This window comes from Lentzea alba (assembly GCF_011067745.1).
Classification (GTDB): Bacteria; Actinomycetota; Actinomycetes; order Mycobacteriales; family Pseudonocardiaceae; genus Lentzea; species Lentzea alba.
In genome coordinates, this window is sequence record NZ_JAAMPJ010000014.1 from 14,872 (window position 1) to 40,213 (window position 25,342).

At 70.3% G+C, this 25,342-nt stretch carries 23 protein-coding genes; 10 read left to right on the forward strand and 13 right to left on the reverse strand.

The window, feature by feature from the left end:
- Positions 1–139 precede the first annotated feature (139 nt).
- From G7043_RS38240 to G7043_RS38250, 3 genes are all read left to right on the forward strand, one after another.
- Positions 140–1,147: a sugar phosphate isomerase/epimerase family protein gene (locus tag G7043_RS38240; RefSeq protein ID WP_166053592.1), complete on the forward strand. Its 1,008-nt coding sequence runs from the start codon at positions 140–142 to the stop codon at positions 1,145–1,147.
- A 38-nt stretch (positions 1,148–1,185) separates the two neighbouring features.
- Positions 1,186–2,403, forward strand: a complete 1,218-nt coding sequence (locus G7043_RS38245) for an ROK family transcriptional regulator (RefSeq protein WP_166053593.1) — start codon at positions 1,186–1,188, stop codon at positions 2,401–2,403.
- Positions 2,404–2,495: 92 nt separating this feature from the next.
- On the forward strand, positions 2,496–2,804 hold the full coding sequence (locus tag G7043_RS38250) for a LuxR C-terminal-related transcriptional regulator (protein WP_166053594.1): 309 nt from the start codon (positions 2,496–2,498) through the stop codon (positions 2,802–2,804).
- Positions 2,805–2,807: 3 nt separating this feature from the next.
- Here the strand turns inward: G7043_RS38250 and G7043_RS38255 are convergent, their stop codons facing one another.
- The 7 genes from G7043_RS38255 to G7043_RS38285 all read right to left on the reverse strand — a co-directional run bounded on the left by G7043_RS38255 (position 2,808) and on the right by G7043_RS38285 (position 9,106).
- Entirely contained in the window at positions 2,808–3,545 is a 738-nt protein-coding gene (locus G7043_RS38255; protein ID WP_166053595.1) for a calcium-binding protein, read from the reverse strand.
- A gap of 47 nt (positions 3,546–3,592) precedes the next feature.
- Positions 3,593–4,525: a hypothetical protein gene (locus tag G7043_RS38260; RefSeq protein ID WP_166053596.1), complete on the reverse strand. Its 933-nt coding sequence runs from the start codon at positions 4,523–4,525 to the stop codon at positions 3,593–3,595.
- A gap of 118 nt (positions 4,526–4,643) precedes the next feature.
- Positions 4,644–5,543 carry an NADP-dependent oxidoreductase gene (locus tag G7043_RS38265; RefSeq protein ID WP_166053597.1) on the reverse strand — a complete coding sequence of 300 codons (900 nt, stop codon included), beginning with the start codon at positions 5,541–5,543 and terminating at the stop codon, positions 4,644–4,646.
- A gap of 91 nt (positions 5,544–5,634) precedes the next feature.
- Positions 5,635–5,904: a hypothetical protein gene (locus G7043_RS38270; protein ID WP_166053598.1), complete on the reverse strand. Its 270-nt coding sequence runs from the start codon at positions 5,902–5,904 to the stop codon at positions 5,635–5,637.
- Between the two features lie 134 nt (positions 5,905–6,038).
- Positions 6,039–6,725: a hypothetical protein gene (locus G7043_RS38275; RefSeq protein ID WP_166053600.1), complete on the reverse strand. Its 687-nt coding sequence runs from the start codon at positions 6,723–6,725 to the stop codon at positions 6,039–6,041.
- Between the two features lie 34 nt (positions 6,726–6,759).
- Positions 6,760–7,401: an RNA polymerase sigma factor gene (locus G7043_RS38280; RefSeq protein WP_313888278.1), complete on the reverse strand. Its 642-nt coding sequence runs from the start codon at positions 7,399–7,401 to the stop codon at positions 6,760–6,762.
- Positions 7,402–7,618: 217 nt separating this feature from the next.
- On the reverse strand, positions 7,619–9,106 hold the full coding sequence (locus tag G7043_RS38285; protein ID WP_166053602.1) for a flavin-containing monooxygenase: 1,488 nt from the start codon (positions 9,104–9,106) through the stop codon (positions 7,619–7,621).
- Between the two features lie 81 nt (positions 9,107–9,187).
- On the opposite strand from G7043_RS38285, the gene G7043_RS38290 reads away from it, so the two are divergent.
- Positions 9,188–10,393 (forward strand): PucR family transcriptional regulator, encoded by a 1,206-nt coding sequence (locus tag G7043_RS38290; RefSeq protein WP_166053603.1) that lies wholly within the window; start codon positions 9,188–9,190, stop codon positions 10,391–10,393.
- Positions 10,394–10,396: 3 nt separating this feature from the next.
- Here the strand turns inward: G7043_RS38290 and G7043_RS50150 are convergent, their stop codons facing one another.
- Together G7043_RS50150 and G7043_RS38300 are read right to left on the reverse strand one after the other, a co-directional pair.
- Entirely contained in the window at positions 10,397–11,371 is a 975-nt protein-coding gene (locus G7043_RS50150; protein WP_166053604.1) for a BtrH N-terminal domain-containing protein, read from the reverse strand.
- Positions 11,372–11,404: 33 nt separating this feature from the next.
- The gene (locus G7043_RS38300) at positions 11,405–13,411 is read right to left on the reverse strand and encodes an ATP-dependent Clp protease ATP-binding subunit (protein ID WP_166053605.1); all 2,007 of its coding nucleotides are present in this window, start codon (positions 13,409–13,411) and stop codon (positions 11,405–11,407) included.
- A gap of 318 nt (positions 13,412–13,729) precedes the next feature.
- Here G7043_RS38300 and G7043_RS38305 point away from each other — a divergent pair, with 318 nt between their 5' ends.
- Together G7043_RS38305 and G7043_RS38310 are read left to right on the forward strand one after the other, a co-directional pair.
- Positions 13,730–15,601: a S8 family serine peptidase gene (locus tag G7043_RS38305; RefSeq protein WP_166053606.1), complete on the forward strand. Its 1,872-nt coding sequence runs from the start codon at positions 13,730–13,732 to the stop codon at positions 15,599–15,601.
- A gap of 174 nt (positions 15,602–15,775) precedes the next feature.
- A complete protein-coding gene (locus G7043_RS38310; protein ID WP_166053607.1) occupies positions 15,776–16,954 on the forward strand; it encodes a serine/threonine-protein kinase in 1,179 nt (392 codons plus the stop codon).
- Between the two features lie 2 nt (positions 16,955–16,956).
- Here the strand turns inward: G7043_RS38310 and G7043_RS38315 are convergent, their stop codons facing one another.
- From G7043_RS38315 to G7043_RS38325, 3 genes are read right to left on the reverse strand one after another with little or no spacing between them, the layout of a single operon-like run.
- Positions 16,957–17,769, reverse strand: a complete 813-nt coding sequence (locus G7043_RS38315; RefSeq protein ID WP_313888279.1) for a PaaX family transcriptional regulator — start codon at positions 17,767–17,769, stop codon at positions 16,957–16,959.
- Between the two features lie 51 nt (positions 17,770–17,820).
- Complete coding sequence (locus G7043_RS38320) at positions 17,821–18,675, reverse strand: fumarylacetoacetate hydrolase family protein (protein ID WP_166053608.1); 855 nt, start codon at positions 18,673–18,675, stop codon at positions 17,821–17,823.
- A gap of 33 nt (positions 18,676–18,708) precedes the next feature.
- The gene (locus G7043_RS38325; RefSeq protein WP_166053609.1) at positions 18,709–19,122 is read right to left on the reverse strand and encodes a RidA family protein; all 414 of its coding nucleotides are present in this window, start codon (positions 19,120–19,122) and stop codon (positions 18,709–18,711) included.
- Positions 19,123–19,162: 40 nt separating this feature from the next.
- On the opposite strand from G7043_RS38325, the gene G7043_RS38330 reads away from it, so the two are divergent.
- The 4 genes from G7043_RS38330 to G7043_RS38345 are packed head-to-tail and all read left to right on the forward strand — an operon-like array spanning position 19,163 to position 24,553.
- Complete coding sequence (locus G7043_RS38330; protein ID WP_166053610.1) at positions 19,163–19,645, forward strand: cupin domain-containing protein; 483 nt, start codon at positions 19,163–19,165, stop codon at positions 19,643–19,645.
- A complete protein-coding gene (locus G7043_RS38335) occupies positions 19,642–20,544 on the forward strand; it encodes an acyl-CoA thioesterase (protein ID WP_166053611.1) in 903 nt (300 codons plus the stop codon). Before G7043_RS38330 ends, G7043_RS38335 begins: the two co-directional genes overlap by 4 nt.
- A 38-nt stretch (positions 20,545–20,582) precedes the next feature.
- Positions 20,583–22,169, forward strand: a complete 1,587-nt coding sequence (locus G7043_RS38340; RefSeq protein ID WP_166053612.1) for an AMP-binding protein — start codon at positions 20,583–20,585, stop codon at positions 22,167–22,169.
- 2 nt (positions 22,170–22,171) lie between these two features.
- Positions 22,172–24,553 carry a bifunctional salicylyl-CoA 5-hydroxylase/oxidoreductase gene (locus tag G7043_RS38345; protein WP_166053889.1) on the forward strand — a complete coding sequence of 794 codons (2,382 nt, stop codon included), beginning with the start codon at positions 22,172–22,174 and terminating at the stop codon, positions 24,551–24,553.
- On the opposite strand, the gene G7043_RS38350 is transcribed toward G7043_RS38345, so the two are convergent.
- Entirely contained in the window at positions 24,532–25,332 is an 801-nt protein-coding gene (locus tag G7043_RS38350; RefSeq protein WP_166053613.1) for a hypothetical protein, read from the reverse strand. The genes G7043_RS38345 and G7043_RS38350 overlap by 22 nt on opposite strands.
- Positions 25,333–25,342: the final 10 nt, after the last annotated feature.

Consider the following 25,342-nt stretch of genomic DNA (forward strand, 5'->3'; position numbering starts at 1 on the left):
CACGGCCGAACGACCCACATACAACACCGGTATGCGGGCCATTCGGCCGCACCGCCATGAACCACCTCAGGCGCGACTCTCATCGAACCCAGACTTCGATACAGGCCCCTAGGGCAGCAGATCTGAGGAGGGAACCGAGATGGCACGCCCGATCACGTTGTTCACCGGCCAGTGGGCCGATCTACCGTTCGAGGAGGTCGCCCGGCTGGCCTCCGGCTGGGGCTACGACGGCCTGGAGATCGCCTGCTGGGGCGACCACCTCGACCCGTGGCGGGCCGCGGAGGACGACGACTACGTCGCGGACCGGCTCGCGATCCTCGCGAAGCACGACCTGAAGGTGTGGGCGATCTCCAACCACCTCACCGGGCAGGCCGTCTGCGACGACCCGATCGACGAGCGGCACCAGGGGATTCTCTCCGCCCGCAACTGGGGTGACGGCGACCCCGAGGGCGTGCGGCAGCGGGCGGCGGAGGAGATGAAGGCGACCGCGCGGGCCGCGGCGAGGCTCGGCGTCGACACCGTCGTGGGGTTCACCGGTTCGTCGATCTGGAAGACCGTGGCCATGTTCCCGCCGGCGCCCGCCTCGATGATCGACGCCGGGTACCAGGACTTCGCCGACCGCTGGAACCCGATCCTGGACGTGTTCGACGAGGTCGGCGTCCGGTTCGCGCACGAGGTTCACCCGTCCGAGATCGCCTACGACTACTGGACCACCGTCCGCGCGCTGGAGGCGATCGGGCACCGGCCGGCGTTCGGCCTGAACTGGGACCCGTCGCACTTCGTCTGGCAGGACCTCGACCCGGTCGGGTTCCTGTGGGACTTCCGCGACCGGATCTACCACGTGGACTGCAAGGACGCCCGGCGCCAGGTCGGCAACGGCCGCAACGGCCGGCTCGGCTCGCACCTGGCGTGGGCGGACCCGCGGCGCGGCTGGGACTTCGTCTCCACCGGACGCGGTGACGTGCCGTGGGAGCAGTCGTTCCGGATGCTCAACACGATCGGCTACACCGGGCCGATCAGCGTCGAGTGGGAGGACGCGGGGATGGACCGGCTCGTCGGCGCGCCCGAGGCGCTGGAGTTCATCCGCCGCAACGCCTTCGACCCGCCGTCGGCCTCGTTCGACGCCGCGTTCAGCTCCGGGGGCTGATCCCGCCCGCCTCCCGGCTCCGATGTGACAATTGTTCGATGGAGAGCACCTTGGGTGTAGAGGCGGGTTCGCCGGCCGCAGTGCTGCGCATGCTGATGGACGGCAGCCCGCGCACCCGAGCGGAGATCGTGGCCGCGACCGGTCTCGCCCGGTCCACGGTGCGGGCCAGGCTCGACCTGCTGGTGGCCGCCGGGCTGGTGACCGGCAGCGGCACCGGCGAGTCCACCGGCGGACGCCCGGCGGGCCGGTTCGGGTTCCACCCCGGCGCCCAGCACGTGCTGGCGGCCGAGGTGGGCGCCACCCACGCCACCGTGGCCGTCTCCGACCTGGGGTGCCGGTTGCTCGCCGTCGAACAGGTGGACCTCGACGTGGCGGACGGACCGGCGGTGATCCTGCCGCTCCTGGTCACGACGTGGCGTTCGTTGCTGAAGACCGTGGACGCCGCGGAGATCGCCGGAGTGGGCATCGGCCTGCCCGGCCCGGTCGAGCACTCCACCGGCCGTCCGAACAACCCGCCGATCATGCCGGGCTGGGACGGGTTCGACGTGCCGGCGGCGATCGCGGCGGAGTTCGACGTGCCGGTGCTGGTCGACAACGAGGTCAACCTGGAGGCACTGGGCGAGCACACCGCCGCGTACCCGGACGTGCTGCACATGATCGTGGTGAAGGCGGCGACCGGCATCGGCGCCGGGCTGATCAGCAACGGCGTGCTGCACCGCGGCGCGGCGGGCGCGGCGGGGGACCTGGGGCACATCAGGGTGCCCGAGGGCGGCGGGGCGCTGTGCCGGTGCGGCAACATCGACTGCCTGGAAGCCGTCGCGGCCGGCCCCGCGCTGGCGGCGAAGCTGCGGGAGCTGGGACATCCCGCCTCGTCGACGGCCGACGTGGTGAACCTCGTCCGGGCCGGCAACCTCGAAGCCGGTCGGGTCGTGCGGCAGGCGGGCAGGGACATCGGCGAGGTGCTCGCCGGGTGCGTGAGCATGTTCAACCCGTCGCTCGTGGTCATCGGCGGACTGCTGGCGGAGGCGGGGGAGATGCTGCTGGCGGGCGTCCGCGAGTCGATCTACCGCCGCTCGTTGCCGCTGGCCACCGAGAACCTGCGGATCGTCGCGTCGGGCGCCGGGGAGACCGCCGGGGCACTGGGCGCGGCGGCGATGGTGGTGCGGCACGTGTTGTCGCCGGAGGTGCTGGACGCGCGGCTGGGAGAGGTCGCCGCCGGTGCTTCCGCGGGTGAGGTGCTGGTCAGCGCCGAGTAATGGCGATGTTTATCCCTAAGACACGTGTGTTCCGACAACGAAGTGCGGACTTTTGATTGACAGTCGTCAATAGTCACGCCTACCGTCGTCGTATGGCTGTGACCCGCGTAAAACCGGGGGTGGTCGCACACCCCGTGGGGCGGCTGACTGCGGTCACGCTGCCGCGCCCCAGAACTGATCACGCCGTGGCCGTGGGCAAGGAGCCCACGGTGGAGACCCAGCACCTGCTGCGGCTCATGCGCACCGGCGCGACCGACCGGGCGATCGCCCGCGAGCTGGACGTCAGCCTGCGCACCCTGAACCGGCGGATCGCGCGCCTGCAGTCGTTGCTCGGCGTGCAGTCGCGGTTCCAGCTCGGCGTGCTCGCCGCCGAGCTGGAGTGGCTCGCCGTGGGCGAGTGACCGTCAGAAGATGATCTCGCAGTTGGACAACGACTCGAAGCGCGAGTCGCAGCGGTCTGCGGGGCCCGCGCCGCCGTCGCCGACGTCCAGGCCGGCCGGGTCGGTGAGGGTGTCGTTGCCCGCGTCGCCGTTGACGACGTCGTTGCCGGCGCCACCGTCGAGGTCGTCGACGCCCGCGCCACCGTTGAGGCGGTCGTTGCCGTTGCCGCCGTTCATGCGGTCGGCACCGTTCTGACCGTTGAGCGTGTCGGCGCCGTCGCCACCGCTGACGGAGTCGGCACCCGCTCCTGCGTTCACGGTGTCGTTGCCCGCGCCGGCTTCAACGATGTCGGCGGCCGCACCGCCGTTGAGGGTGTCGTTGCCGTTGCCGCCGTCGAGACGGTCTGGGCCCTCACCGCCGAGAAGGGTGTCGTTGCCCGCCTCGCCGTTGAGCGTGTCAGCGCCTGCTTCGCCTGCGGCCCAGTCGTTTCCGTTGCCGCCGAAGAACTCGTCGGCGCCGGCTCCCAGGCAGGCCGTGTCGTTTCCGTTGAGCCCGAACACGACGTCGTCGCCGCCGAGCGTCACGAACACGTCCGGCCCGTTCGTGCCGAACAGCACGTCGTTGCCGTTCGTCCCGACCTGCGTCGCGGCCAGGCCGTTGCACGTCGGAGGTGGCTGCGCGGACGCGATCGCGGTGGGCCAGAGGGCCAATCCGGCCGTCAGGAGAAGGGCGGTCGCTGCTGATCTTCGCAATTCGTTCATGCCAGCAGTCTCTTGCTGTGCGGGGTGGCGGCCCAAGTGGCCAAATATCACCGAGTGCGGCGCAACCAGGTGCTGCCGAGACTGGTGGCGAGCAACACCGCACCGGCCACGAGGAGCAGCAGGCCACCTCCGACGGCGCCGTCGGTCAGGTCCCACACGATCTCCGGCACGACGATCGTCGTCGCGACCACACCCGCGACCAGCAGAACCGTTGAGTGCACCCGGAAATAGGTGACGAAGCAAAGGAAAGCGAGGCCGGCGGTGAGCGCGTAAGCAACCGGTGCGTCTCCGCTGAGCAGTTGCTGCGCACCGAACAGAGCTGTCGCGGCACCGACGGCGAGCGCGAGCTGGGTGGGTCGCAGAACGTCCACAAGGGACAGGAACATGCCGATCACGCCGAGCGCGAACAACGCGACACCGCCGGGGAGCGCGCTGCTGGGCATCGACTCGCCAACCCACGCGACGACCGTGGCGATCGCCGCTGCCGCCAGAGTCAGGTAGCCGAGCGCCGTGGTCACCAGGACGTAGGCGCCGACCGCCACGACCAGACCTGCCGTCGCACCCACCACGAACTCGTGTTCGCTCACGGACGTGCCGGCGGTGAACGCCGCAGTCACCGCGGCGAGCGAGAACAACGTGCTGACCACCCGCCGCCGCCGGGATGAGACCGACCGCACGGCGGACATTCCGCCCGCCACCACGAAAGCGGCGACCAGGAGCGCCGCGGTGGCGGCGCCGAGCACCCCGATCCTGGCGAGCCTGGCCATGTCCTGCCACGACACCCCGAGCACCAGTGCGGCGCCGCCGAGCAGCAACCCTCCGCCGAGATAGGCGGCGACCTCGGCGAGGCGGTCCCCGATCCGTTGAGGTGGACCGGTGTCGTCGAGGGCCGCGATCACCGCGCTTTCTTGTTCAGCCGTCAGCGTTCCTCGCGCCGTCAGCTCGTGCAACGCCTGCTTCTGCCGTTCGGTCGCCGCCATGGTCCCCACCCTCTCGACGCCGGAGGTCGCAGCCCAGCACCGAGCCAATGATGGCAAGACCGCTGCGAAAATGGTGGCGATCGCCGCGCCTTCCTCCGCTGAGCGGACACCTGAGGTGTCAGAGGGCGATCACGACCTTGCCCCTGGTGTGGCCGCCCTGGACGTGCGCGTGCGCGTCGGTCATCTTCTCCAGCGGATAGGTGGCCTGCACGTGCGGGGTGTAGGAGCCGTTCTCCCCGAGCCGGGACGCGTCGGCGAGGTTCGCGGCGGCGTTGACGTTGCCCGCGACGAGGGGGACGCCGAGGGCCTCGGCACCGAAGTCGGCGATCGTCGCGACGTGCGAGGCGTCACCGACGATGGCCACGATGTCGGCCAGCGAGCCGGAGCCGGCGGTGTCCAGAGCGGCGTCGACCCCGTCCGGTGCGACGGCGGCCACCCGCTCGGCCAGGCCGTCGCCGTAGGTGATCGGGGTGGCACCGAGGTCGCGGAGGAAGTCGTGGTTCACCTCGCTCGCGGTGCCGATCACCGTGGCGCCGCGGGCGACGGCGATCTGCACGGCGGCGGAACCGACGCCACCGGCGGCGCCCTCGACGAGCACGGTCTTGCCGGAGACGTCACCCACGGTGTCCCAACTCGCCATGGCCGTCGCGGAGACCAGGCCCGCCGCGGCGGCCTGTTCCACGCTCCAGGCGCTGGGCACGGGCGCCCACGCGGTGAGGACGGCGTACTCGGCGGCGGTGCCCTGACCGAGGCCGAACACGCGGTCGCCGGGGTCGACGCCGGTGACGCCCTCGCCGACCTCGTCGACGACACCGGTCGCGTCCGTGCCGGTGATCGCGGGGAACGTCGTCGGCATGAACTGTTCCAGATAGCCGGCCCGGATCTTCAGATCGACCGGGTTCACGCTGGCGGCCTGGACTCTGATCCGGATCTGTCCTGGGCCGGCGTGCGGATCGGGCGCGTCCTCGACCGTGAGGACGTGCGGGTCGCCGAACTCGTGGAAACGAACTGCTCGCATGGCGGTCTGCCTTTCACTGGAAGGAATCCCCCCAGCACGGCGGACGACCAGTGTCACCCCGGACGCGACTTCCGGCGCGGTCAAGTCCTGATCAGACGGTGCCGCAGCCGGCGATCCAGCGCGGCTCCCGCGCGGCGACGGTGGTCAGCACGGGCCGATCCGTGCACAGGCGCTGGTTCGCCGCGAGGATGTCGGCCCTGAGCTCCTGCAGGAAGAGGGCACCGGGCATCAGGGCCACGATCTCCCGCTGGCAAGGCAGGCAGTGGCGGCTGTGGTGCCGGAAGTCGGCGGTCTCTTCGGGCGTGAGGATCTCGAGCAGGTAGCTGCCGGCTGAGACAGCGTGTGGACAGTCGTCGGTCAAGGCGCTCCTTCACGTCGTGGCGGTGCGGAAGGGATGGACGAGCGGCGGCGTTGGGGGCAAACCGCCGCCCGTCCTGGAGTGGGCGATCCGGTGAGGGGTGGGAGAGCTCGGATCGCCGGAAGTTCCCTGGCGCGTCAGCGTTCCGAGCGGGTGGGCTTGCCGGGTGCGTCGTCGGGCTTGCCGGGCGGCGTGGCGGGCTTGCCCGGCGTGTTGTCGGACTTGCCGGGCTTGTCGCCGAGCAGGTCGGCGCAGAAGGCGGGCACGCGGTCGGCGCCGCCCGCGGCCGTGATCAACGCGCTGAACGCCGGGTTGTCGTGCGCCTTGCCGTGTTCGGATCCCGCGCCCGCGGTGTAGGCCTGGCAGAGGCCCTTGAGCGACGGCGAGGGGGAGGCGCTGTGGTCCGGCTTCTGGTCCGGCTTGCCCGTCGTCGTGGCGGACGTCGTGGCGACGACGTTCGTGTCGGCGGTGGGGGCGGGTTCCTCGCGGTGCTGACCGGGCAACGTGCCCGCCGCGGCGGCGAGTGCGATGCCGCCGGCGGCCGCCGCGCTGACCGCGGCGATCTTCACCGTCAGCAGGTTCGCCAGTGCGATTTTGAGCATCCAGGGTCTCCGTCGCTGAGGGGCGGTGGCGAGACGAGCGTCGCGGAACGCCGCCATGGCGGCCTGCTCACCGGCGAGCTCGCGGTCGCGGGCCGGGGCGGACGCCGCCGTGAGCAGGTCGCTCAGGCGGTCGTGCCCGGTGGCTCGCTCCTGGCCGGGCGTGCCGCGCAGCAGTCGCTCCGCGGTGCGCCGGCCGATGCGGCGGGATCGGTGGTCGCTCATCTCATGTCCTTCAGCGTCAGGGCTCGATTTTTTGTCACTCCAGCGGTGTTCGCCCTGGTGGGGGAGTTGCGTCGAGGTGTGCGGCGAGGGTGCGCAGACCGCGGTGCGCCGCCGTGCGGACGGCACCGGCACGCTTGCCGAGCACCTTGGCGGCGGACTTCGCGTCCAGGCCGACGACGACCCGCAGCAGCACGGCTTCGGCCTGGTCCCGCGGCAGCCCGGCGATCAGGGCCAGCGCGGCGTCGGTGGCCACGGCGTCCACCGCGGCCTGCGCGGTGTCGTCCGGCCCGGCGGGTTCGGCGGCGTCCTCGACGGTCCCGTGCACGACCGGCCGCCGCTGCTGGTGGCGCAGGTGGTCCAGCGCGCGGTTGCGGGCGATCGTGGTCGCCCAGCCGCGGAACCCGTCGACGTCCCCGCGGAACTTGCCGAGGTCCCGCGCGATCTGCAGCCACGTGTCGGACGCCACGTCCTCGGCGTCGGCGCCGACCAGCACCCGCAGGTACCGCAGCAGCCTCGGCTGGAGGTCCCGGTAGAGGGCCCGAAAAGCGTCCTCGTCCCCCTGCTTCGCCGCGGTCAGGACGTCGTCCGGCTCAGCACCGGCGGCCGTCGATCGTCGCGGCGTCCACGCGACACCGGAGATCTCACCGCTGTCACCGAACCCAGCCGCACTCTGCACCCGCGGCATCCTGAACGACCGATCCGCCGAATGCCACCCCTTGCCATCGCCTCAAATCTGTACTAACGCTCCGCAACCACCCCCGCCTGCTGCCGGGCACGCGGGGCCCTTTCGTACTGTCCAGTAGTACGAAAGGGCCCCGCGTGCCGAAAAATGGGGCTGGTGGGGTTTGTGTGGGTGAACGGATGCTGCGTCGACGTACGGCTGACGGACGGAGCTAGCGGTTGGGGTGGGTGGATGGCTGGGGGACGAGGTGGGTGCGGCTGTGGGAGAAGTGCAGTTCGTCGTCTTCTACGGGTAGGCGGCGTAGAAGCTTCACGTCGTTGAAGTAGCTCATTGAGGTGAGCCACGGGGCTCGTCCACCCTGGCGCGGCAGGTCGGCCAGGGAGCGCCGGATGTAGCCCGCGCCGAAGTCCAGGAACGGACGGGTCGGCGCGTCGGGGTCGGCGACCACGGGCCGGGCGGTGTCGTAGCCGTGCGCGTCCATGTGTGCGAGCAGCCGGCAGAAGTGCTCGCACAGCAGGCCGACCTTGAGCGTCCACGACGAGTTCGTGTACCCGATGGCGTAGGCGAAGTTCGGCACTCCGGACAGCATCATCCCCTTGTACGCCAACGTGTCCGGCAGGTTCACCGGCGAGCCGTCCACGGTCAGGGTCATCCCGCCGAACGCCTGCACGTTGAGCCCGGTCGCGGTGACGATGATGTCGGCTTCCAGCGTGCGGCCGGACTCCAGCAGCACCCCGGTCTCGGTGAAGGTCGCGATCCGGTCCGTCACCACGGACGCCTGCCCGCGGCGGATCGCGGTGAACAGGTCACCGTCCGGGACCACGCACAGCCTTTGGTCCCAAGGGTTGTACGGCGGGTTGAAGTGCTCGTCGACCGGATAGCCGGCGGGCAGCAGCTTGGCGTTGAACCACCGGATCAGCCGGCGCGCCGCGTGAGGGAACCGCTGGGCGAACCGCCAGGTCAGTTGCTGCTGCAGGATGTTCTTGCGCCGCGTGATCGCGAACGCGCGCTCCTCGCTCAGCACCTTGCGCAGCGCGTTGCGGATCGGGTCCTTCGAGGGCACCGGCAGGACGTACGTCGGGGTGCGTTGCAGCATGGTCACGTGGCCCGCGGCCGGTGCCATGGCGGGCACGATCGTCACCGCGGTCGCGCCGCTGCCGATCACGAGCACCCGCTTGCCCGCGTAGTCGAGGTCCTCCGGCCAGTGCTGCGGATGCACGATCTGCCCGCGGAAGCGTTCCCTGCCTTCGAACTGCGGCGTGAACCCCTGGTCGTAGCGGTAGTAGCCGCCCGCGCTGAACAACCACGAGCACGTCAGCGTCTCGCGCTCGCCGTCCTTCTCGACCTCCACGGTCCAGTGCGCGTCCGACGACGACCACTCGGCGGCGATCACCTTGGTGTGGAAGCGGATCGCCCGGTCGATGCCGTGTTCCTCCGCCGTCTCGCGCAGGTAGCCGAGGATCTTGTCCGCCCCGGCGATCGAGTGCTCGTCGCGCCACGGCCGGAACTCGTAGCCGAACGTGTGCAGGTCCGAGTCCGACCGGATGCCGGGGTAGCGGAACAGGTCCCAGGTGCCGCCGAGCGCCCCGCGCGCCTCGAGGATCGCGTACTTCTTCCGCGGGTGCTCGCGCTGCAGGTAGTACGCGGCGCCGAGGCCGGAGATCCCGGCGCCGACGATGAGGACGTCCAGGTCAGCCATGTCTTCATGGTGGCCGGGGTGACGCCGGTCACGAAAGCACGGAGTGCACCTGTTCGCCGGTGCTGTGGTGCAATGTGCACCATGTCGTGGGAGCGTCCGTCGCCACGTGTGCGTGAGCTCATCCGGCGCGGCGCGGAGATCGCACTGGATCCACCCGCCGAATGGCTGGCCGAGCTGGACGAGGCCACGCTGTCCGGTCCGAACCGCCGGCAGGTCGCCGAGGATCCCGTGCTCGCGGCCGCGTTGAAGCGCACGAACCGGTCGAACCTGCTCGGCTGGGCGTCGGCGAACGTCCGGGCGCCGGGCGAGCGCGTGCCCGCCGACCTGGGCGAGGCGCCACTGGCGTTCGCGCGCGACCTGATCCGCCGCGGGCTCGACGAGTCGGCGCTCGACGCCTACCGCTCCGGTCAGGGCGTCGCGCTGCGGTTGTGGATGCAGATCGCGTTCTCGCTGACGTCCGACCCGGCCGAGCTGCGCGAGCTGATCGACGTGTCCTGCCGGTCGATCGCCGCGTTCGTCGACGACACCGTGGCGGCGATCTCGGTGCAGATGACCCGCGAACGTGAACAGCTCACCCGCGGCACGCACGCCGAACGCCTGGAGACGGTGACGCTGCTGCTCGACGGCGCGCCGATCACCACGTCCCGCGCGGAACAACGCCTCGGCTACCGGCTGTCCGGGGAACACACGGCGGCGATCGTGTGGAGTGACGACGTGCTGGGGGATCTCGACCGCGTGGCGGACGTGCTCGCGGCGGCGGCCTCGGATCCGCGCCCTCTCACCGTGCTCGCCAGCGCCGCGACCCGGTGGGTGTGGGTGCACGGCACACCGGACGACGTCGTGCTCCGCACCGGCGTCGCGCGGTTCCCGGCGGTGCGCGTGGCGTTGGGGGCAGGTGGCCATGGCGCGGACGGGTTCCGGCGCAGTCACCTCGACGCGCTGACGGTCCAGCGGATGCTCGCCAGGCTGGCGTCACCGCGGCAGGTCGCGACCCACGAGGAGGTCGAACTGGTCGCGCTGCTGACGACGGACGCCGAACGTGCCGACCGGTTCGTGAAGCGCACCCTCGGTCCACTGGCGACAGCAGATCCCGATGTGATCGAAGCCGTGCGGGCGTTCATCGCCGCGAACTGCAACGCGACGATGGCGGCGGCGCGGCTTTACACACACCGCAACACGTTGCTGCGACGGCTGGCGCGTGCGTCGAAGTTGCTGCCACGGCCGTTGGGGCACAACCTGGTGCACGTCGGTGTCGCGCTGGAAGTGCACTGGTGGCGCCAGCAGTGAAGTTCAGCCGGCGAGGACCTGCATGGCGCGGTGTTCCTTGGCCGCGAGGTCGGTGAGGATCGCCGAAGCGCGGGCGAGGTGGTCCGGGTCGCCGGTCTCCCCGGCGGCCGCGATGTGCCGCGAAACCTCTGTCCACAGTGGCGCGATCTCGGCGTACAGCTGGTGACCGAGGCGGAGGTCGTCGTCATCGACGATCGTGGTGGCTTCGGCGAGGAAGTCGCGGTACATCACGCGGAACAGCGCGCCGCCGGTGCCGCCGCGTTCCATCAGCATCGCGGCGAGGGGAAGATCGCGGGACGGGTCGCCCGAGCGGTCGAGCCACCGCGTCACCTGCTGGGCCGCCTTGGCGATGCCGCGGTGGCCGAGGTTCGCGATGGGCGGGTTGAGGAACGCCTGCGCGTTGCTGGAGATCGCTTTTCGGACAGCGGCGCCCAGATCGGGCCGGCCGGTGGAGGTGATGGTGTACGAGAGGTTGCGGGCGGTCATCGGCCCGCGTTCGCCGCGGGCCCGCGCCAGGCTCGTCAGCGTGGTCGTGACGGCACCGCCCTGCTGAGCGGTGTCGATCAGGTGGGCGTGGGTGTCGTCGTAGCCGTACATCGCGACGAAGTGGCCGCCGAAGTGGACTTTCGTCGTGAAGTAGTCCAGGTGGTAGGAGTCCAGCTGCAGACCGACCGGGCGTCCCGCGGCGAGGGCGTCGGCGACGTTCTGCCAGGCCTTGCGAGGTGAGGCGGTCTCCTGGACGTGCAGGGTGAGACCCAGCCGGTCGCAGGCGGTCCGGGTGAGCGCGGCCGGTTTGACGCGCCCGCCGAGGAACGGGAAGTCCATGTTCTTGGCGTCCCAGTAGACGAAGCCCAGGCCTTCGCCGAGACCGAACAGCATCGGCTCGGACAACTCGAGGCCCTCGTGGCGCAGCAGAGCGCCGAGCGCGGTGGTCTCGCAGTGCTGACCGGAGGGGAACGCGACGTTCTCGATGATCACCTGCACAGCCTGGACCCTCTCACCGTGAGAGGGTCAACGGGGATCGGTGACGGTCAGGGACAGTCCCTCGTCGGTGACCGTGACGACGGCGTGCTGCCCGGCGCGCAACTCGCCCGCGAGCAGTGCCCGGGACAGCCGCCGGTCGAGTTCCTTGGCGATGGTGCGGCGCAACGGCCGGGCGCCGTACTCGGGGACGTAGCCGCGCGACGCGAGCCAGTCGACGGCGCGTTCGTCCACCTCCAGCGTGATGTCCTGCTCGCGCAGCCGTTGGCGGGTGCGTTCGAGCAGCAGCCCGGTGATCTGCCGCAGCTGCCCGGAGTCCAGGCCGCGGAACAGGATGATCTCGTCGAGCCGGTTGAGGAACTCCGGGCGGAAGTACCGGCGGACCGCGGCCGTCAACGGCTCCCGCAGCTGCTCCACCGGGACACCCGAGGTGGCCGCGGCGAGCAGTTGGTCGGCGCCGATGTTGCTGGTCATGATGATCACGGTGTTGGCGAAGTCGGCGGTGCGCCCCTGGGCGTCGGTGAGCCTGCCCGCGTCGAGCACCTGCAGCAGCGTGTTGAAGACGTCGGTGTGCGCCTTCTCGATCTCGTCCAGCAGCAGCACCGAGTGCGGTGCGCGCCGGACCGCGCCGGTGAGCTGACCGGCGTCGTCGTAGCCCGCATACCCCGGTGGCGCGCCGATCAGCCGCGTGACCGCGTGCTGCTGCGAGAACTCGCTCATGTCGAACCGGATCAGCCGGTCCGGCGCCCCGAAGAGCGCCTCGGCCAACGCCCGCGCGACCTCGGTCTTGCCCACCCCGGTCGGGCCGAGGAACAGGAAGGAGCCGACCGGCCGGCGCGGGTGCTTGAGGCCGGCCCGGCCCTGGCGGACCGCGTCGGCGACCGCCTCCACCGCCTCGTCCTGCCCGATGATCCGCTGGTGCAGGTGGTCCTCCAGGTGCAGCAGGCGATGCCGCTCGGCCTCGGTGAGCCGGGCGACCGGGATGCCCGTGCTGCGGGAGACGACCTCGGCGACGTCGTTCGCCCCGACCTCGGGTGCGTCGGCCAGCGCGGCGCGAGCGGCCTCCAGATCGGCCACGGCCCGGTCGAGCTCGTCGTCGAGGCGCAGCGCGTCCTCGCCCTGCGCGGTGGACCTGTCCTGCTCCAGCCGGCGCACCCGCTGTTCGAGCCGCACCGGGTCCGGTGGCATCGGGGACTTCTCCCGCATCCGGACGCGCGCGCCCGCGCGGTCCACGAGGTCGACCGCCTTGTCCGGCAGGAACCGATCGGTGACGTAGCGGGCCGACAGCTCCACGGCGGACACGATCGCCTCGTCCGAGATCCGCACCCCGTGGTGCATCTCGTACCGGGCGCGCAGGCCGCGCAGGATCGCGATCGTCTCGTCGACCGACGGCTCGGCGACCAGGATCGGCTGGAACCGCCGCTCCAGCGCGGCGTCCTTCGCGATGTGCCGCCGGTAGTCGTCGGCCGTGGTGGCTCCGATGACCTGCAGTCTCCCGGTGGTGAGCACGGGTTTGAGCATGTTCGCGGCGTCGAGCGGCGCGCCTTCCGCGCTGCCCGCGCCCACCACGGTGTGCAGCTCGTCGATGAACAGGACCACCATCCGGTCGGTCGCGGCCACCTCCTCGATGACGCTCTGCAGCCGTTCCTCGAACTCGCCCCGGTACTTCGCTCCGGCGACCATGCCCGCGAGGTCCAGTGAGATCAGCCGCCGGTCCCGCAGCGTGGCCGGGACCTCGCCGCTCGCGATCCGGGCCGCGATGCCCTCGGCGACGGCGGTCTTGCCCACGCCCGGATCCCCGATCAGCACGGGGTTGTTCTTGGTGCGCCGGGACAACACCTCGAGCACCTCGTCGATCACGTCCTCGCGGCCGACCACCGGATCGAGCAGCCCGTCCCGCGCGGCCGCGGTGAGATCGCGGCCGAAGTGGTCCGTGCGCCGCGTCGCGGACGGCGGCCTGCCCAGTCCGCCGAACAGCTTTCCGACGAGGTCCTCCCACGAGTTGGACCCGAAGCCGAACACCCAGTCGTCGCCCACGCCTCAAATCCTCCCCCTCGCGGCCCAAAAGCACAGACCGCGCCGCGAAAGGACCAGAACGGCGGCTGCTGTTTGCGCCGGGACGCGACGGGCACCTCGCGTAGCCGGGTGGTCTCGACGGAGTCATTTGGACCCTTACCCACATTTTCCGGTTACGAAACCTCTGCTGCGACGACGTCTCTCACGGGCGTCACGGTTCCGTTGCGCGATCGGCCGATCGCGGTCCGTGCGCCTGCACAAGGCTTGTCTCGGATGAGAGGGGCGTTGGTGAAAACCTCGGGCAGACGCGCCATACGGCGTGCGCTTGTAGGGATCGTGGTGGCCGCGACCGGGTTGTCGACGTGCGTGGCCACAGCGTCGGCGGCACCAGGGGTCGTCATCGCCGCACCGGTGGGAAAGGCGATCGCGGACCAGTACGTGGTCGTGCTCCGCAACGGTGTGGCGGCGACGAGCGCGGGTTCGCTCGCCAAGCAGTACAACGGAAAGGTGACCGCGAGCTGGCAGCACGCGCTGCAGGGTTTCGCGGTCAACGCCAACGCGGCGGACGCCAAGGCGTTGGCCCGTGATCCTCGTGTCGCGGCGGTGTACCAGGACGCGGAGGTCAAGGCGGACAGCGTTCAGGTGAACCCGCCGTCGTGGGGCCTGGACCGGATCGACCAGCGGAACCTGCCGCTGGACCAGCGCTACCACTACGGCCCGACTGCGGGAGGCGTACGCGCCTACGTGATCGACACGGGCATCCGCGTGTCCCACTCGACGTTCGGCGGACGCGCGAGCTGGGGCACCAACACCACGGGAGACGGCAACAACACCGACTGCAACGGCCACGGCACGCACGTGGCGGGCACGATCGGTGGCGCGGAGTACGGCGTGGCCAAGGCGGTGCGGCTGGTCGCTGTCAAGGTGCTCAACTGCGGCGGCAGCGGCAGCTTCGCCGGGGTGATCAGCGGAGTGGACTGGGTGACCGCCAACGCGGTCAGGCCGGCGGTGGCGAACATGAGCCTGGGCGGTGGCGCGTTCGACCCGCTGGACACGGCGATCCGCAACTCGATCGCGTCCGGCATCACCTACGCGGTGGCGTCGGGCAACTCCAACGCCGACGCCTGTCAGACCTCGCCTGCCAGGGTCGCGCAAGCTTTGACCGTGAACGCCACGGGCACCAACGACGCCAGGGCGTCCTTCTCGAACTTCGGTGGCTGCACCGACCTGTTCGCACCTGGTGTCGGCATCACGTCGTCCTGGAACACCAGTGACACGGCGACCAACTCGATCAGCGGCACCTCGATGGCCACGCCGCACGTGGCCGGTGTGGCGGCGCTGTACCTGCAACGGCACCCGGCGGCCCCCGCCGACCGAGTGCACGACGCGATCGTCCGCAACGCGACGGCCGGCGTGGTCGGCGGTCCCGGCGCGGGTTCGCCGAACCGGCTGCTGTACTCGCTGTTCACCTTGTGGGGTCCGGAAGGCGACTACAACGGGGACGGCACAACGGATCTGACGGTCTGGCGGCCGTGGGAGGGCAACTGGTACGTGCGCGGGATCAGCACCACTCAGTGGGGCATCGGTGCGGACATCCCGGTTCCGGGCGACTACAACGGTGATGGCGTGACGGACTTCGCGGTGTGGCGTCCGTCGGAGGGCAACTGGTACGTGCGTGGCATCGGCACGGTCCAGTGGGGCGTCGGTGGCGACATCCCGGTTCCCGGTGACTACAACGGTGACGGTGTAACGGACTTCGCCGTGTGGCGTCCGTCGGAGGGCAACTGGTACGTGCGTGGCATCAGCACGACCCAGTGGGGTGTCGGCGGGGACGTTCCCGTTGCCGCCGACTACAACGGTGACGGCATCACGGATCTCGCGGTGTGGCGTCCGTCCGAAGGCAACTGGTACGTGCGTGGGATCAGCACGACTCAGTGGGGCGTGGGCGGTGACGTTCCTGTTGTGGGCGACTACAACGGCGACGCCGTCGCGGATCTTGCGGTGTGGCGTCCGTCGGAGGGCAACTGGTACGTGCGTGGGATCAGCACGACCCAGTGGGGTGTCGGCGGGGACATCCCGGTTCCCGGCGACTTCAACGGCGACGGCGTGACCGACCTCGCCGTGTGGCGTCCGTGGGAAGGCAACTGGTACGTCCGCAGTCAGTTCACTGCTCAGTGGGGCGTCGGAGGTGACGTCCCACTCGCCTCGTAGTCCCTGGTCACCGGGGTGACGGGCTGATGCAGCGGCGTGCCTCGCCGCGTCTCAACTGGTGGTTTGACGGTTGACAGTCACCCGATCGGTGGATTAATTCAACCCCGGGCAGAGTGTCCGATGCGGTCGGGTGGGCGGGGCCACCCGACCGCGTCGCCGACGACGAGGTGGCGAATGACAGAGGAGTTACCGGAGGTCCCCGGCTTCCGGTACGTCAGACCGTTGGGCAAGAACGTTCATCTCTACCGCGGCGCGGACGGCGACGCCGCGGTGAAGCTGCTCGTCGACTCACCGCGCGTGAACGAGATCCGCACCGTGGCGGAGCTCAGGCATCCCGGCATCGTGCCGGTGCACCGCGCCGGACGAACCCGCGCCGGACTGCCGTACCTGGTGATGAGGTACTTCCCGAACGGCGATCTGGCCGCTGCGGCACCGTTGCCGTTCGGGCGAGTGGTGGAGATCGGCGCCGACGTCGCGGACGCGTTGCACGCCGCGCACCAGGCCGGCGTGATCCACCGCGACGTGAAGCCGGCCAACGTCCTGCTCGGCGACCGCGGACAGGTCTACCTCACCGACTTCGGCACCATCGGCCGCGACCGGCTGCCGTGGACGGCTCCCGAGGTGATCAGCAGCGGCAGCCACGGAGTCCGCGCGGACGTCTTCTCGCTCGGCGCGACGGTGTGGCACCTCCTGGCCGGCCACTCGCCGTTCGTGGTGCCCCGCGGCGACAACACCCGCACGGCGATCGAACAGCGGATCCTGCTCGGCAGGCCGTCCGGCCGGGTGCCGCAGCCGCTGGAAGGCCTGCTGCGCCAGGCGATGGCGGCTGATCCGGCCGCGCGTCCGGCGTCGGCCGGCGAGTTCGCGCGGCGGCTGCGGGAGATCCACGACGAGTCGGCTCCCACCACCGGGCTGGAGGCCGTCGTCGTCCCGGCGGACCCGCCCGCGCGCCGGAAGCCTCGCTGGCCGCTGTACGCCGGTGCGGCGGGCGTCGCCGCCGGTGTGGTCGTCACCAGCGCGCTTCTCATGCGCGACAACGGTTCGCTGCCCGCCCAGGTCGGCGCGCAACCGCCGAACGTGTCGACCACGCAGAGCGGAACCTCCGACAAGCCCTTCGTCACCGCGACCCGCGTGAACCCGCAGACGCTCCGGTTCACGTGGACCTACGAGGGGGCGCGGTCCGGTGACAAGTTCGTGTGGCGCACCAACGACGAGCTGAAGACCGGCACCGTCGACGTGGCGTCGATCGAGCTGAGCGCGTCGGGCACGCTGTGCGTCGAGGTGCGGGTCGTGCGGGCGGACGGCAGCAACGCGAACGACCAGACGTGGTCGCCGGAGGGCTGTGGTTTCTGACGCTAGCCGCGGTGGATCACGGCCAGCGCGTGTTCCCGCGCCGGCGCGCTGAGCGTGGTGTTCAGCTCCTCGAACAACGCTTCCGCCGTCACGCCGTTCCACCCGGGCGGAAGCAGTGACAGGGGGAGTCCGGGGTCGCTGTAGGGCAGCCGCCGCCACTGGGTCAGCATCGGCACGTACAGCCGGAACGCCTGGTCCGGCGTCGTGACGCCGACGTCGAGCTCGGGACGGTGGCGGCGCAGGAAGTCGGCGTACAGGTCGGCCAGCTCGTCCAGGTCCCACCACGCGCGCACCTTCGACCGCAGGTCCCCGAACGCGAAGTGGTGGCCGGTGAAGATGTCGACGTACTCGGACAGCCCGCGGCGGGCCAGGGTGCGCCGGGTCTCGGTGGCCAGGTTGCCGGGTGCCACCCACACGCCGGGCGCGGCGGTGCCGAAACCCAGCTGGGTCAGGCTGGTGCGCAGGGCGTGGCGCTTGTCGCGTTCGGACTCGGGCACGGAGAACACGACCACGAGCCACCCGTCCTCGGCGGTGGCGCGCCGGCGTTCGAAGATCCGCGCGTCGCCCTCGGCGAGCATCTCCAGGGTCGGCTCGGCGAGGGCGTAACCGGCGGCGCCGTCGCGGCGGTCGCTGCGGACCACGCCACGGCGTTTCAACCGGGAGATCGACGAGCGCACCGCCTGGCCCTCCACGCCGAGCTCCGCCATGAGCTGCACGACGGACGCCACGGACAACCAGTTGTCCTCGCCACGCGCGTACAGGCCGAAGATCGTGACGATCAGCGGGCCGAGCCGGTCGCGCCCGGCGAGAGCCACGTCGGCGTCACTTTTCACCGCGACGTTCAGGGCGTTCTCCTTCCCGGTGTCTCATCCCTCTTGGTGGAGATCCGTGAGGGTGACAGTGTTGCGCAGCTCGCCCAGACCGCTGACACGAGTCACCACGAGATCGCCGTCGCGCAGGAAGAGCTGCGGCTCACGGGCGTTCCCGACGCCGCTCGGCGTACCGGTGAGGATCACGTCGCCGGCGCGCAGGGTCATGCCGTGGCTGAGCTCGGCGATGATCCGGGCGAAGGAGAACGCCATCTGCGCGCTGGAGGCGTTCTGCAGCAGCACGCCGTTGACCTCGCACTGCACCCGCATGCCGGTGAGGTCGACCTCGTCGGTCGTGGTCAGCCACGGGCCGAGCGGCATGGTGGCGTCGAGGCTCTTGCCCTTGAGCCACTGCCCGCCGTGCGCGCGCTGGAGATCGCGCTGGGAGACGTCGTTGGCCACGAGGAAGCCGAAGACGTGGTCCAGGGCCTTCTCCTCCGGGATGGACCGGCCGTCGCGGCCGATGACCATCGCGATCTCGGCCTCGTAGTCCCAGCTCGCGGAGATGTCCGGGTCGTAGGCGATGTCGTCGTACGGGCCGATGACCGTGTCCGGGCCCTTGGTGAAGAACGTCGGGTGCTCGGGCAGGGAGGACGGTTCCCCTCCGCCGCGCTTGCCCTTCAGCTCCTCGAAGTGGTCGAGGTAGTTCCAGCCGGTGCACAGGACGTCGCGGTTGAAGCGGTGCACCGGCGCCTCCAGGCGGGCCTCGGCCAGCGGCAGGACCTCACCACGAACGCCCAAAGGACCGCCCCGCACGATGTCGTCGACCGTGGTGGACAGCAGCGTGATCGACTGCCCGTCCACCAGACCCGCACGCCGCACCCCGTCGACGGTCACAGAAGCGAGCTTCACTATTGCGTCTCCATTTCGCTGATCATGAAAACGCTATTGCTTGATCAGGCGGTGCTCCGGGATCACGGCGACCCCGAGGATCTCGATCAGCGCCTCCGGCTGCCACAGCGCGGTGCAGCCGATGCCCGCCATGGCCGGGTAGACGGGCCCGGCGAGCTCGCGCCACACCTTGCCGATCTCCTTGCCGTGCGCCTGGTAGTCCGGGATGTCGGTGAGGTAGATCGTGATGCTGACCAGGTCTTCAGGCTCGCCGCCCGCTGCGCGCAGCGTGGTCAGGACGTTGCCGAACGCCTGGCGGAACTGCTCGACGATGCCGCCGGGCACGATCTTCATGTCGGCGTCGAGGGCGGTCTGCCCACCCAGGTACAGCGTGGTGCCGGCGAGCGTTCCGTGCGAGTAGCCGCTCGGGGCCGCAAGGCTGGCAGGGTTCACTGCTACGGGCCTCATGCGTATTGACACTAGCTGACGGTCGTGAAGAATACGAGATATGGAGCCCGACCTGAGCAGGTACCAGCTCGAAGGCGACAACTCGATGTACCGGCTGCCCAGCGGCCTGGTCGCCCCGGTGGTGACGCGCGGTGGCAGCGAGAACCCCGACACCGCGAACTCCGGTGGCGCGATCCGGATCTCCGGCGTGAGCATCCAGCACACCCCGGCCACGAAGCTGTGGTTCGGCAAGGTCACCAACGAACCCGGCTACCGCTCGGTCACCCACCACCACGGTGAGGCCGAGACCGGGGGATACGTGCTGTCCGGCCGCGCGCGGATCTACTTCGGCGAGAAGTTCGAGGACTACGTCGACATGGAGGAGGGCGACTGGGTGTTCGTGCCGCCGTTCATGCCGCACATCGAGTGCAACCTCGACCGCAACAAGTCGCTCACGTGGATGACGACCCGGACGCCGGAGAACATCGTCGTCAACCTGGACGACGTCCCGGACGAGGACCTCCGCGACTGGCTGACCCGATGAGCGAACCGCTGGGGACGTCCGCGATCTTCACCGAGGCCATCACTCTGGAGAAGGCCGAGCCGGAGCACTTCGACCTGGCCTTCACCGCCGTCACCCAGCCCTGCCCGTGGCCCAAGGCCTACGGCGGGGACCTGGTCGCCGCCGCGGCCGCCGCGGCCATGCGTTCGGTGACCGACGGCAAGACGATGCACTCCATGCACAGCTACTTCCTGCGTCCGGCCGACATCGGCGCACAGGTGCGGTACGAGGTGGAGCTGTTGCGCGACGGCCGGGGCTACAGCACCCGGCAGGTCCGCGGCTACCAGAACGGCAAGCCGCTCTACGTCTGCCTGGCGAACTTCGCCGCCGGCGAGCCCGGTGGCAGCTTCGCGGCCGAGTTCGTCGCGGAGCTGCCCGCTCCGGAAGCGCTGCCCAGCTCGGCGGACTACCTCGCCGAGCGCAGTGGCGGCACGATGACCGAGGAGTCGAAGGCCTACTGGTCCGGCGGCCGCAGTTTCGACATGCGGCACGTGCCCGGTCCCGTCTACCTCGCGGTCGACGGCGAACGGGTCCCGCACCAGGCGGTGTGGATCAAGCCGTTCGACCCGCTGCGCCCGGTCGAGGGGCTGACCGACGCCCAGCGCGACCTCGCCGCGCTGGCCTACGTGTGCGACTACACGATCCTCGAACCCGTTCTGCGCGTGCTGGACCTGCCGTGGGCTCAACCGGGGCTGGTCACCGCGAGCCTCGACCACGCCATGTGGTTCCACCGCCAGGGACCGCTCGACGACTGGCTGCTGTACGTGCAGGAGGCGGTCGCCGCCGATTCGGGCCGTGGCCTGGGTTCCGGCCGGTTCTTCACCCGCGACCAGCGTCACCTCGCCACCGTTGCCCAGGAGGGCATGATCCGCCCCGCTTGACGTCACTTCCTGACCGCCGCCCGCGGAAGGACTCACCCATGGACACCTTCGCCCGCGACCACCTCCCACCACCGGCCCTGTGGCCGACGATCGAGTTCACCACGCCCGAGCTGGCCTACCCGGACCGGCTCAACGCCGCCACCGAACTGATCGACGTCCCGGTGGCGAGGTTCGGGCCGGACCGCCCGGCGCTGCGCACGCCCGCCGGGGAGGTCTGGTCCTACGGCGAGCTGCGGACCCGCGCCGACCAGGTGGCCGAGGTGCTGACCGGCGACCTCGGTCTCGTGCCGGGACAACGGGTTCTGCTGCGTTCGCCCAACAACCCGTGGACGGTGGCCGCGTGGCTCGGCGTGCTGAAGGCCGGGGGAGTCGTGGTGACCACCATGGCCGCGTTGCGCACCCGCGAGCTCGTGCCGATCGTGGAGCGGACCCGTCCGTCGATCGCGTTGGTGGACGACCGGTTCGCCGAGGACGTTCAGTCCCTGCCTGGACTGACGGTGGTGACGTACGACGACCTCGCGGCGCGCGCCGCGACGAAGCCGGGGGAGTTCACCGCCGTGGACACCGCGGCCGACGACGTGGCACTGCTGGCACCCACGTCCGGGAGCACCGGCACACCCAAGATCACCGTGCACTTCCACCGCGACGTGCTGTCCATCGACAACACCTTCGGCCGGCACGTGTTGCGGCTGAACGAGGACGATCTCGTCGCCTGCACAGCACCGTTCGCGTTCACCTTCGGCCTGGGCATGCTCGTCGTGTTCCCGTTGCGGGCGGGCGCGTGCGCGCTTCTCGTCGAGGCCGCCACCCCCGCACAGCTCGCGGACCTGGTGCAGCAGCACGGTGTCACGGTGCTCGCGACCGCGCCGACGGCGTACAAGGCGATCCTGCGCGACGGCGTCGAGGCGAAACTCGCCGGCCTGCGGACCGCGGTGTCGGCCGGCGAGCACATCCCGCGGGAGACCTGGCAACGGCTGCGGGACCGGTTGGGACTCAAGGTGATCGACGGCATCGGTGCCACGGAGTTGTTGCACATCTTCATCTCCGCCGCCGGCGACGACATCCGGCCGGGTTCCACCGGAAAACCGGTGCCGGGCTACCGCGCGACCGTCCTCGGTCCCGACGGTGAGGAACTCGGCCCAGGCGAGCCGGGGCGGCTGGGCGTGATCGGCCCGGTCGGCTGCCGCTACCTCGACGACGCGCGCCAGAAGGACTACGTGGTGAACGGCTGGAACGTCACCGGCGACGTCTTCCACCGCGACGAGGACGGCTACTTCCACTACCACGCGCGCAGTGACCACATGATCGTCTCCTCCGGGTACAACATCGGCGGGCCGGAGGTCGAGGAGGCCATCGACACGCACCCCGACGTGCTGGAGTCGGCCGTCGTCGCCAAGCCGGACGACGAACGCGGCTCGGTGGTGTGCGCCTTCGTGGTGTTGCGCGAAGGCGTGGAGGGCGACGCCGCGAAGGCCAAGGAGATCCAGGACCACGTCAAGCGGACCATCGCTCCCTACAAGTACCCGCGCGACGTGCGGTTCCGCACCTCGTTGCCGCGCAACGCCAGCGGCAAGCTGCAGCGGTTCACCCTCCGCAAGATCGTCGAGGACGAGGTGCTGACGTGAAGATCGCAGCCAAAAGAATCGCGGTAGTCGGCGGCGGCCCCGGCGGCCTGTACTTCGCCGCGTTGATGAAGCAGCTCGACCCGGCGCACGACGTCACCGTCTGGGAACGCGACGCCCCGGACGTCACCTTCGGGTTCGGCGTCGTGTTCTCGGACGAGACCCTCGGCGGGATCGAGAACGCCGATCCGGAGTTCGCCGACACCATGGCGCGCCGGTTCGCCCGCTGGACGGACATCGACATCCACCACCGCGGCGAGAGCCACACCGTCGGCGGGCAGGGGTTCGCCGCGATGAGCCGCAAGGAGCTGCTCGGCCTGCTGCAACAGCGCTGCCGCGATCTCGGCGTGGTGGTGCACTTCTCGACGCCCGCCCCGGACGCCGGGCTGCTGTGCGCGTCCTACGACCTGGTGGTCGGCGCGGACGGCGTCAACTCGCTGGTGCGACAGTCCTTTTCGGACGTCTTCCGGCCCGCCCTGGACCGGCGGCACAACAAGTACATGTGGCTCGGCACGGACCTGGTGTTCGAGGCGTTCCAGTTCTTCATCAAGGACACCGAGTGGGGGACCATGCAGGTCCACGGGTATCCGTACTCCGACAGCGGTTCCACGTTCATCGTCGAGATGCACGAGGACGTCTGGCGGCGGGCCGGTTTCGACACCGGCGAGGAGTTCCCGCCGGGTGCCTCCGACGACCGGGCCGTCGAACGGATCCGTGAGCTGTTCGCCGAGGAACTGGCCGGGCACCAGGTGTTCGCCAACAACTCGAAGTGGCTCAGCTTCACCACCGTGCGCAACGAGCGTTGGCACCACGGCAACCTCGTCCTCGTCGGCGACGCCGCGCACACCGCCCACTTCTCCATCGGGTCGGGCACCAAGCTGGCGATGGAGGACTCCCTCGCCCTGGCCGCCTGCCTGCACGAACACCGCGACGTCGAGACCGCCCTGACGGCCTACGAAGCCGAGCGGCGCCCGGTCGTGGAGTCGACTCAACGCGCCGCCCAGGCGTCGCTGGAATGGTTCGAGAACATCGGCATGTACGCGGGACAGGAGCCGACCCGGTTCTGCTTCAACCTGCTGACCCGGTCCCGCCGGATCACCTACGACAACCTGCGCACCCGCGACTCGGACTTCGCCGACCGCGTCGACGCCGCTTTCGCTGCCTCCCAAGGGCTTGCGGAAGTGGCCCCGGCGATGTTCCAGCCGTTCCGGCTGGGCAGCTTGGAACTGAAGAACCGGGTGATCGTCTCGCCGATGGACATGTACTCCGCCGTCGACGGCGTGCCGGGCGACTTCCACCTCGTGCACCTCGGCTCCAAGGCCATGGGCGGCGCGGGCCTGGTGATGACCGAGATGGTCTGCGTCTCGCCCGAGGGCCGCATCACCCCGGGCTGCACCGGTCTGTGGACCGACGAGCAACGCGACTCCTGGGCGCGGATCGTGTCGTTCGTGCACTCGCGGAGCACCGCGCGCATCGGTCTCCAGCTGGGCCACTCCGGCCGCAAGGGCTCGACCCGCCTGATGTGGGAGGGCATGGACGAACCGCTGCCCGACGGCAACTGGGAGACCGTCGGCCCGTCCGCGCTGCCGTACGGACCCGGCTCACCCGTCCCGCGCGCCCTCGACCGCGACGACATGGACCGGATCAAGGCGGAGTTCGTCGCCGCCGCCCGACGCGGCGCCACCGCCGGCTTCGACCTGCTCGAACTGCACTGCGCGCACGGCTACCTGCTGTCCTCCTTCCTCTCGCCGATCGCGAACCAGCGCACCGACTCCTACGGCGGCTCAGTGGAGAACCGGCTGCGGTTCCCGTTGGAGGTGTTCGACGCCGTGCGTGCCGTGTGGCCGGCCGAGCGCCCGATGATCGTGCGCATCTCCGCGACCGACTGGGTTCCCGACGGCAACACCGAGCACGACGCCGTGGAGATCGCCCGTGCCTTCACCGCTCACGGCGCGGACGCGATCGACGTCTCCACCGGTCAGGTCACGGCGGACGAACGCCCGGCGTACGGTCGCTCGTACCAAACCCCGTTCGCCGACCGGATCCGCCACGAGGTGCCCGGTGCGGCCGTGATCGCGGTCGGCGCCATCGCCTCCTACGACGACGTGAACTCCATCCTGCTGGCAGGCCGCGCCGACCTGTGCGCCCTCGGCCGCACGCACCTGTACGACCCGCACTGGACCCTGCACGCGGCGGCCGAACAGAACTACCGCGGTGCCGACTGGCCGGTGCAGTACCGGGCGGGCAGCCGGAAACCGCCGAGCGCGCGCACCGATGCCGTTCGGCCGCGGCTTTCGTTGCTGCGGGCGGACACTCCGGACCGGAACGTGCACCTGCGCTGGACCCCGCACCGGTCCGGGGTCGCTCAGAGCGTCAACATCGGTTGAAGGTGGGGATAGCTGTGCCACACCCCCTCGATGCCACTGCCCGATTCCGCGGAGCCGAAGTAGTGGCAGATGACCCTGTCCCCGCAGGGCGGCAGATTTTCCACGGGACCTGACCGGTACCGCTCGCCCAGGGACGCGACCCGCTGGGCCGGGAGCCGGCCCGCCATCAGCGAGTAGTACATCTGCGTGACGAAACGCTGCCGGCCGACGATGCCCGGATCGGTGCGGTCGATGAGGTTCTCGAGGTAGTCGAGGTCCAGGAACTCGTCCACCTGAACCGCGGCGAAACCGCAGCACATGGCAGGGATGAACGGCGCGTCCGGCACCGCTTCGGGGAGCCAGTGGATTCCGGAAGGGTCGGGATCGAACTCCGGAGAGTAGAAGAAGTGAGGGCTTGCACCCTCGGCGGCGGACACCCAGTCCAGGATGTCCGTTGGTTTCCGCAGGAAGACCACGTCCGTGTCGAGCGCAAGCACCCGATCTTGTTCTGCGAGCAGGAAGTAGTCGACCAGTTGGGTTGCGCGGATGTTGTGGGAACGCCACCAGCGGACCTTGGGATGTCCGGTCAGTTGCTCGGCGGTGCGCTGGTCGGCCTCGGTCCGCGAGATGATCAGCGCGTCGGGCCACTCGTCACGCAGCTGGTCGACTGAACGTGCTGTCAGTGAACCGTCGTCGTGAAGCACCGGTCGCACCGCGCAGTGCAGGGAAAGCGAGCGAAGCATGACGTTGCATCGGCCGACGTGCTCCTCGGACACGAGCGTGTGTGTCTCCAGCTTCAACGAACACCTC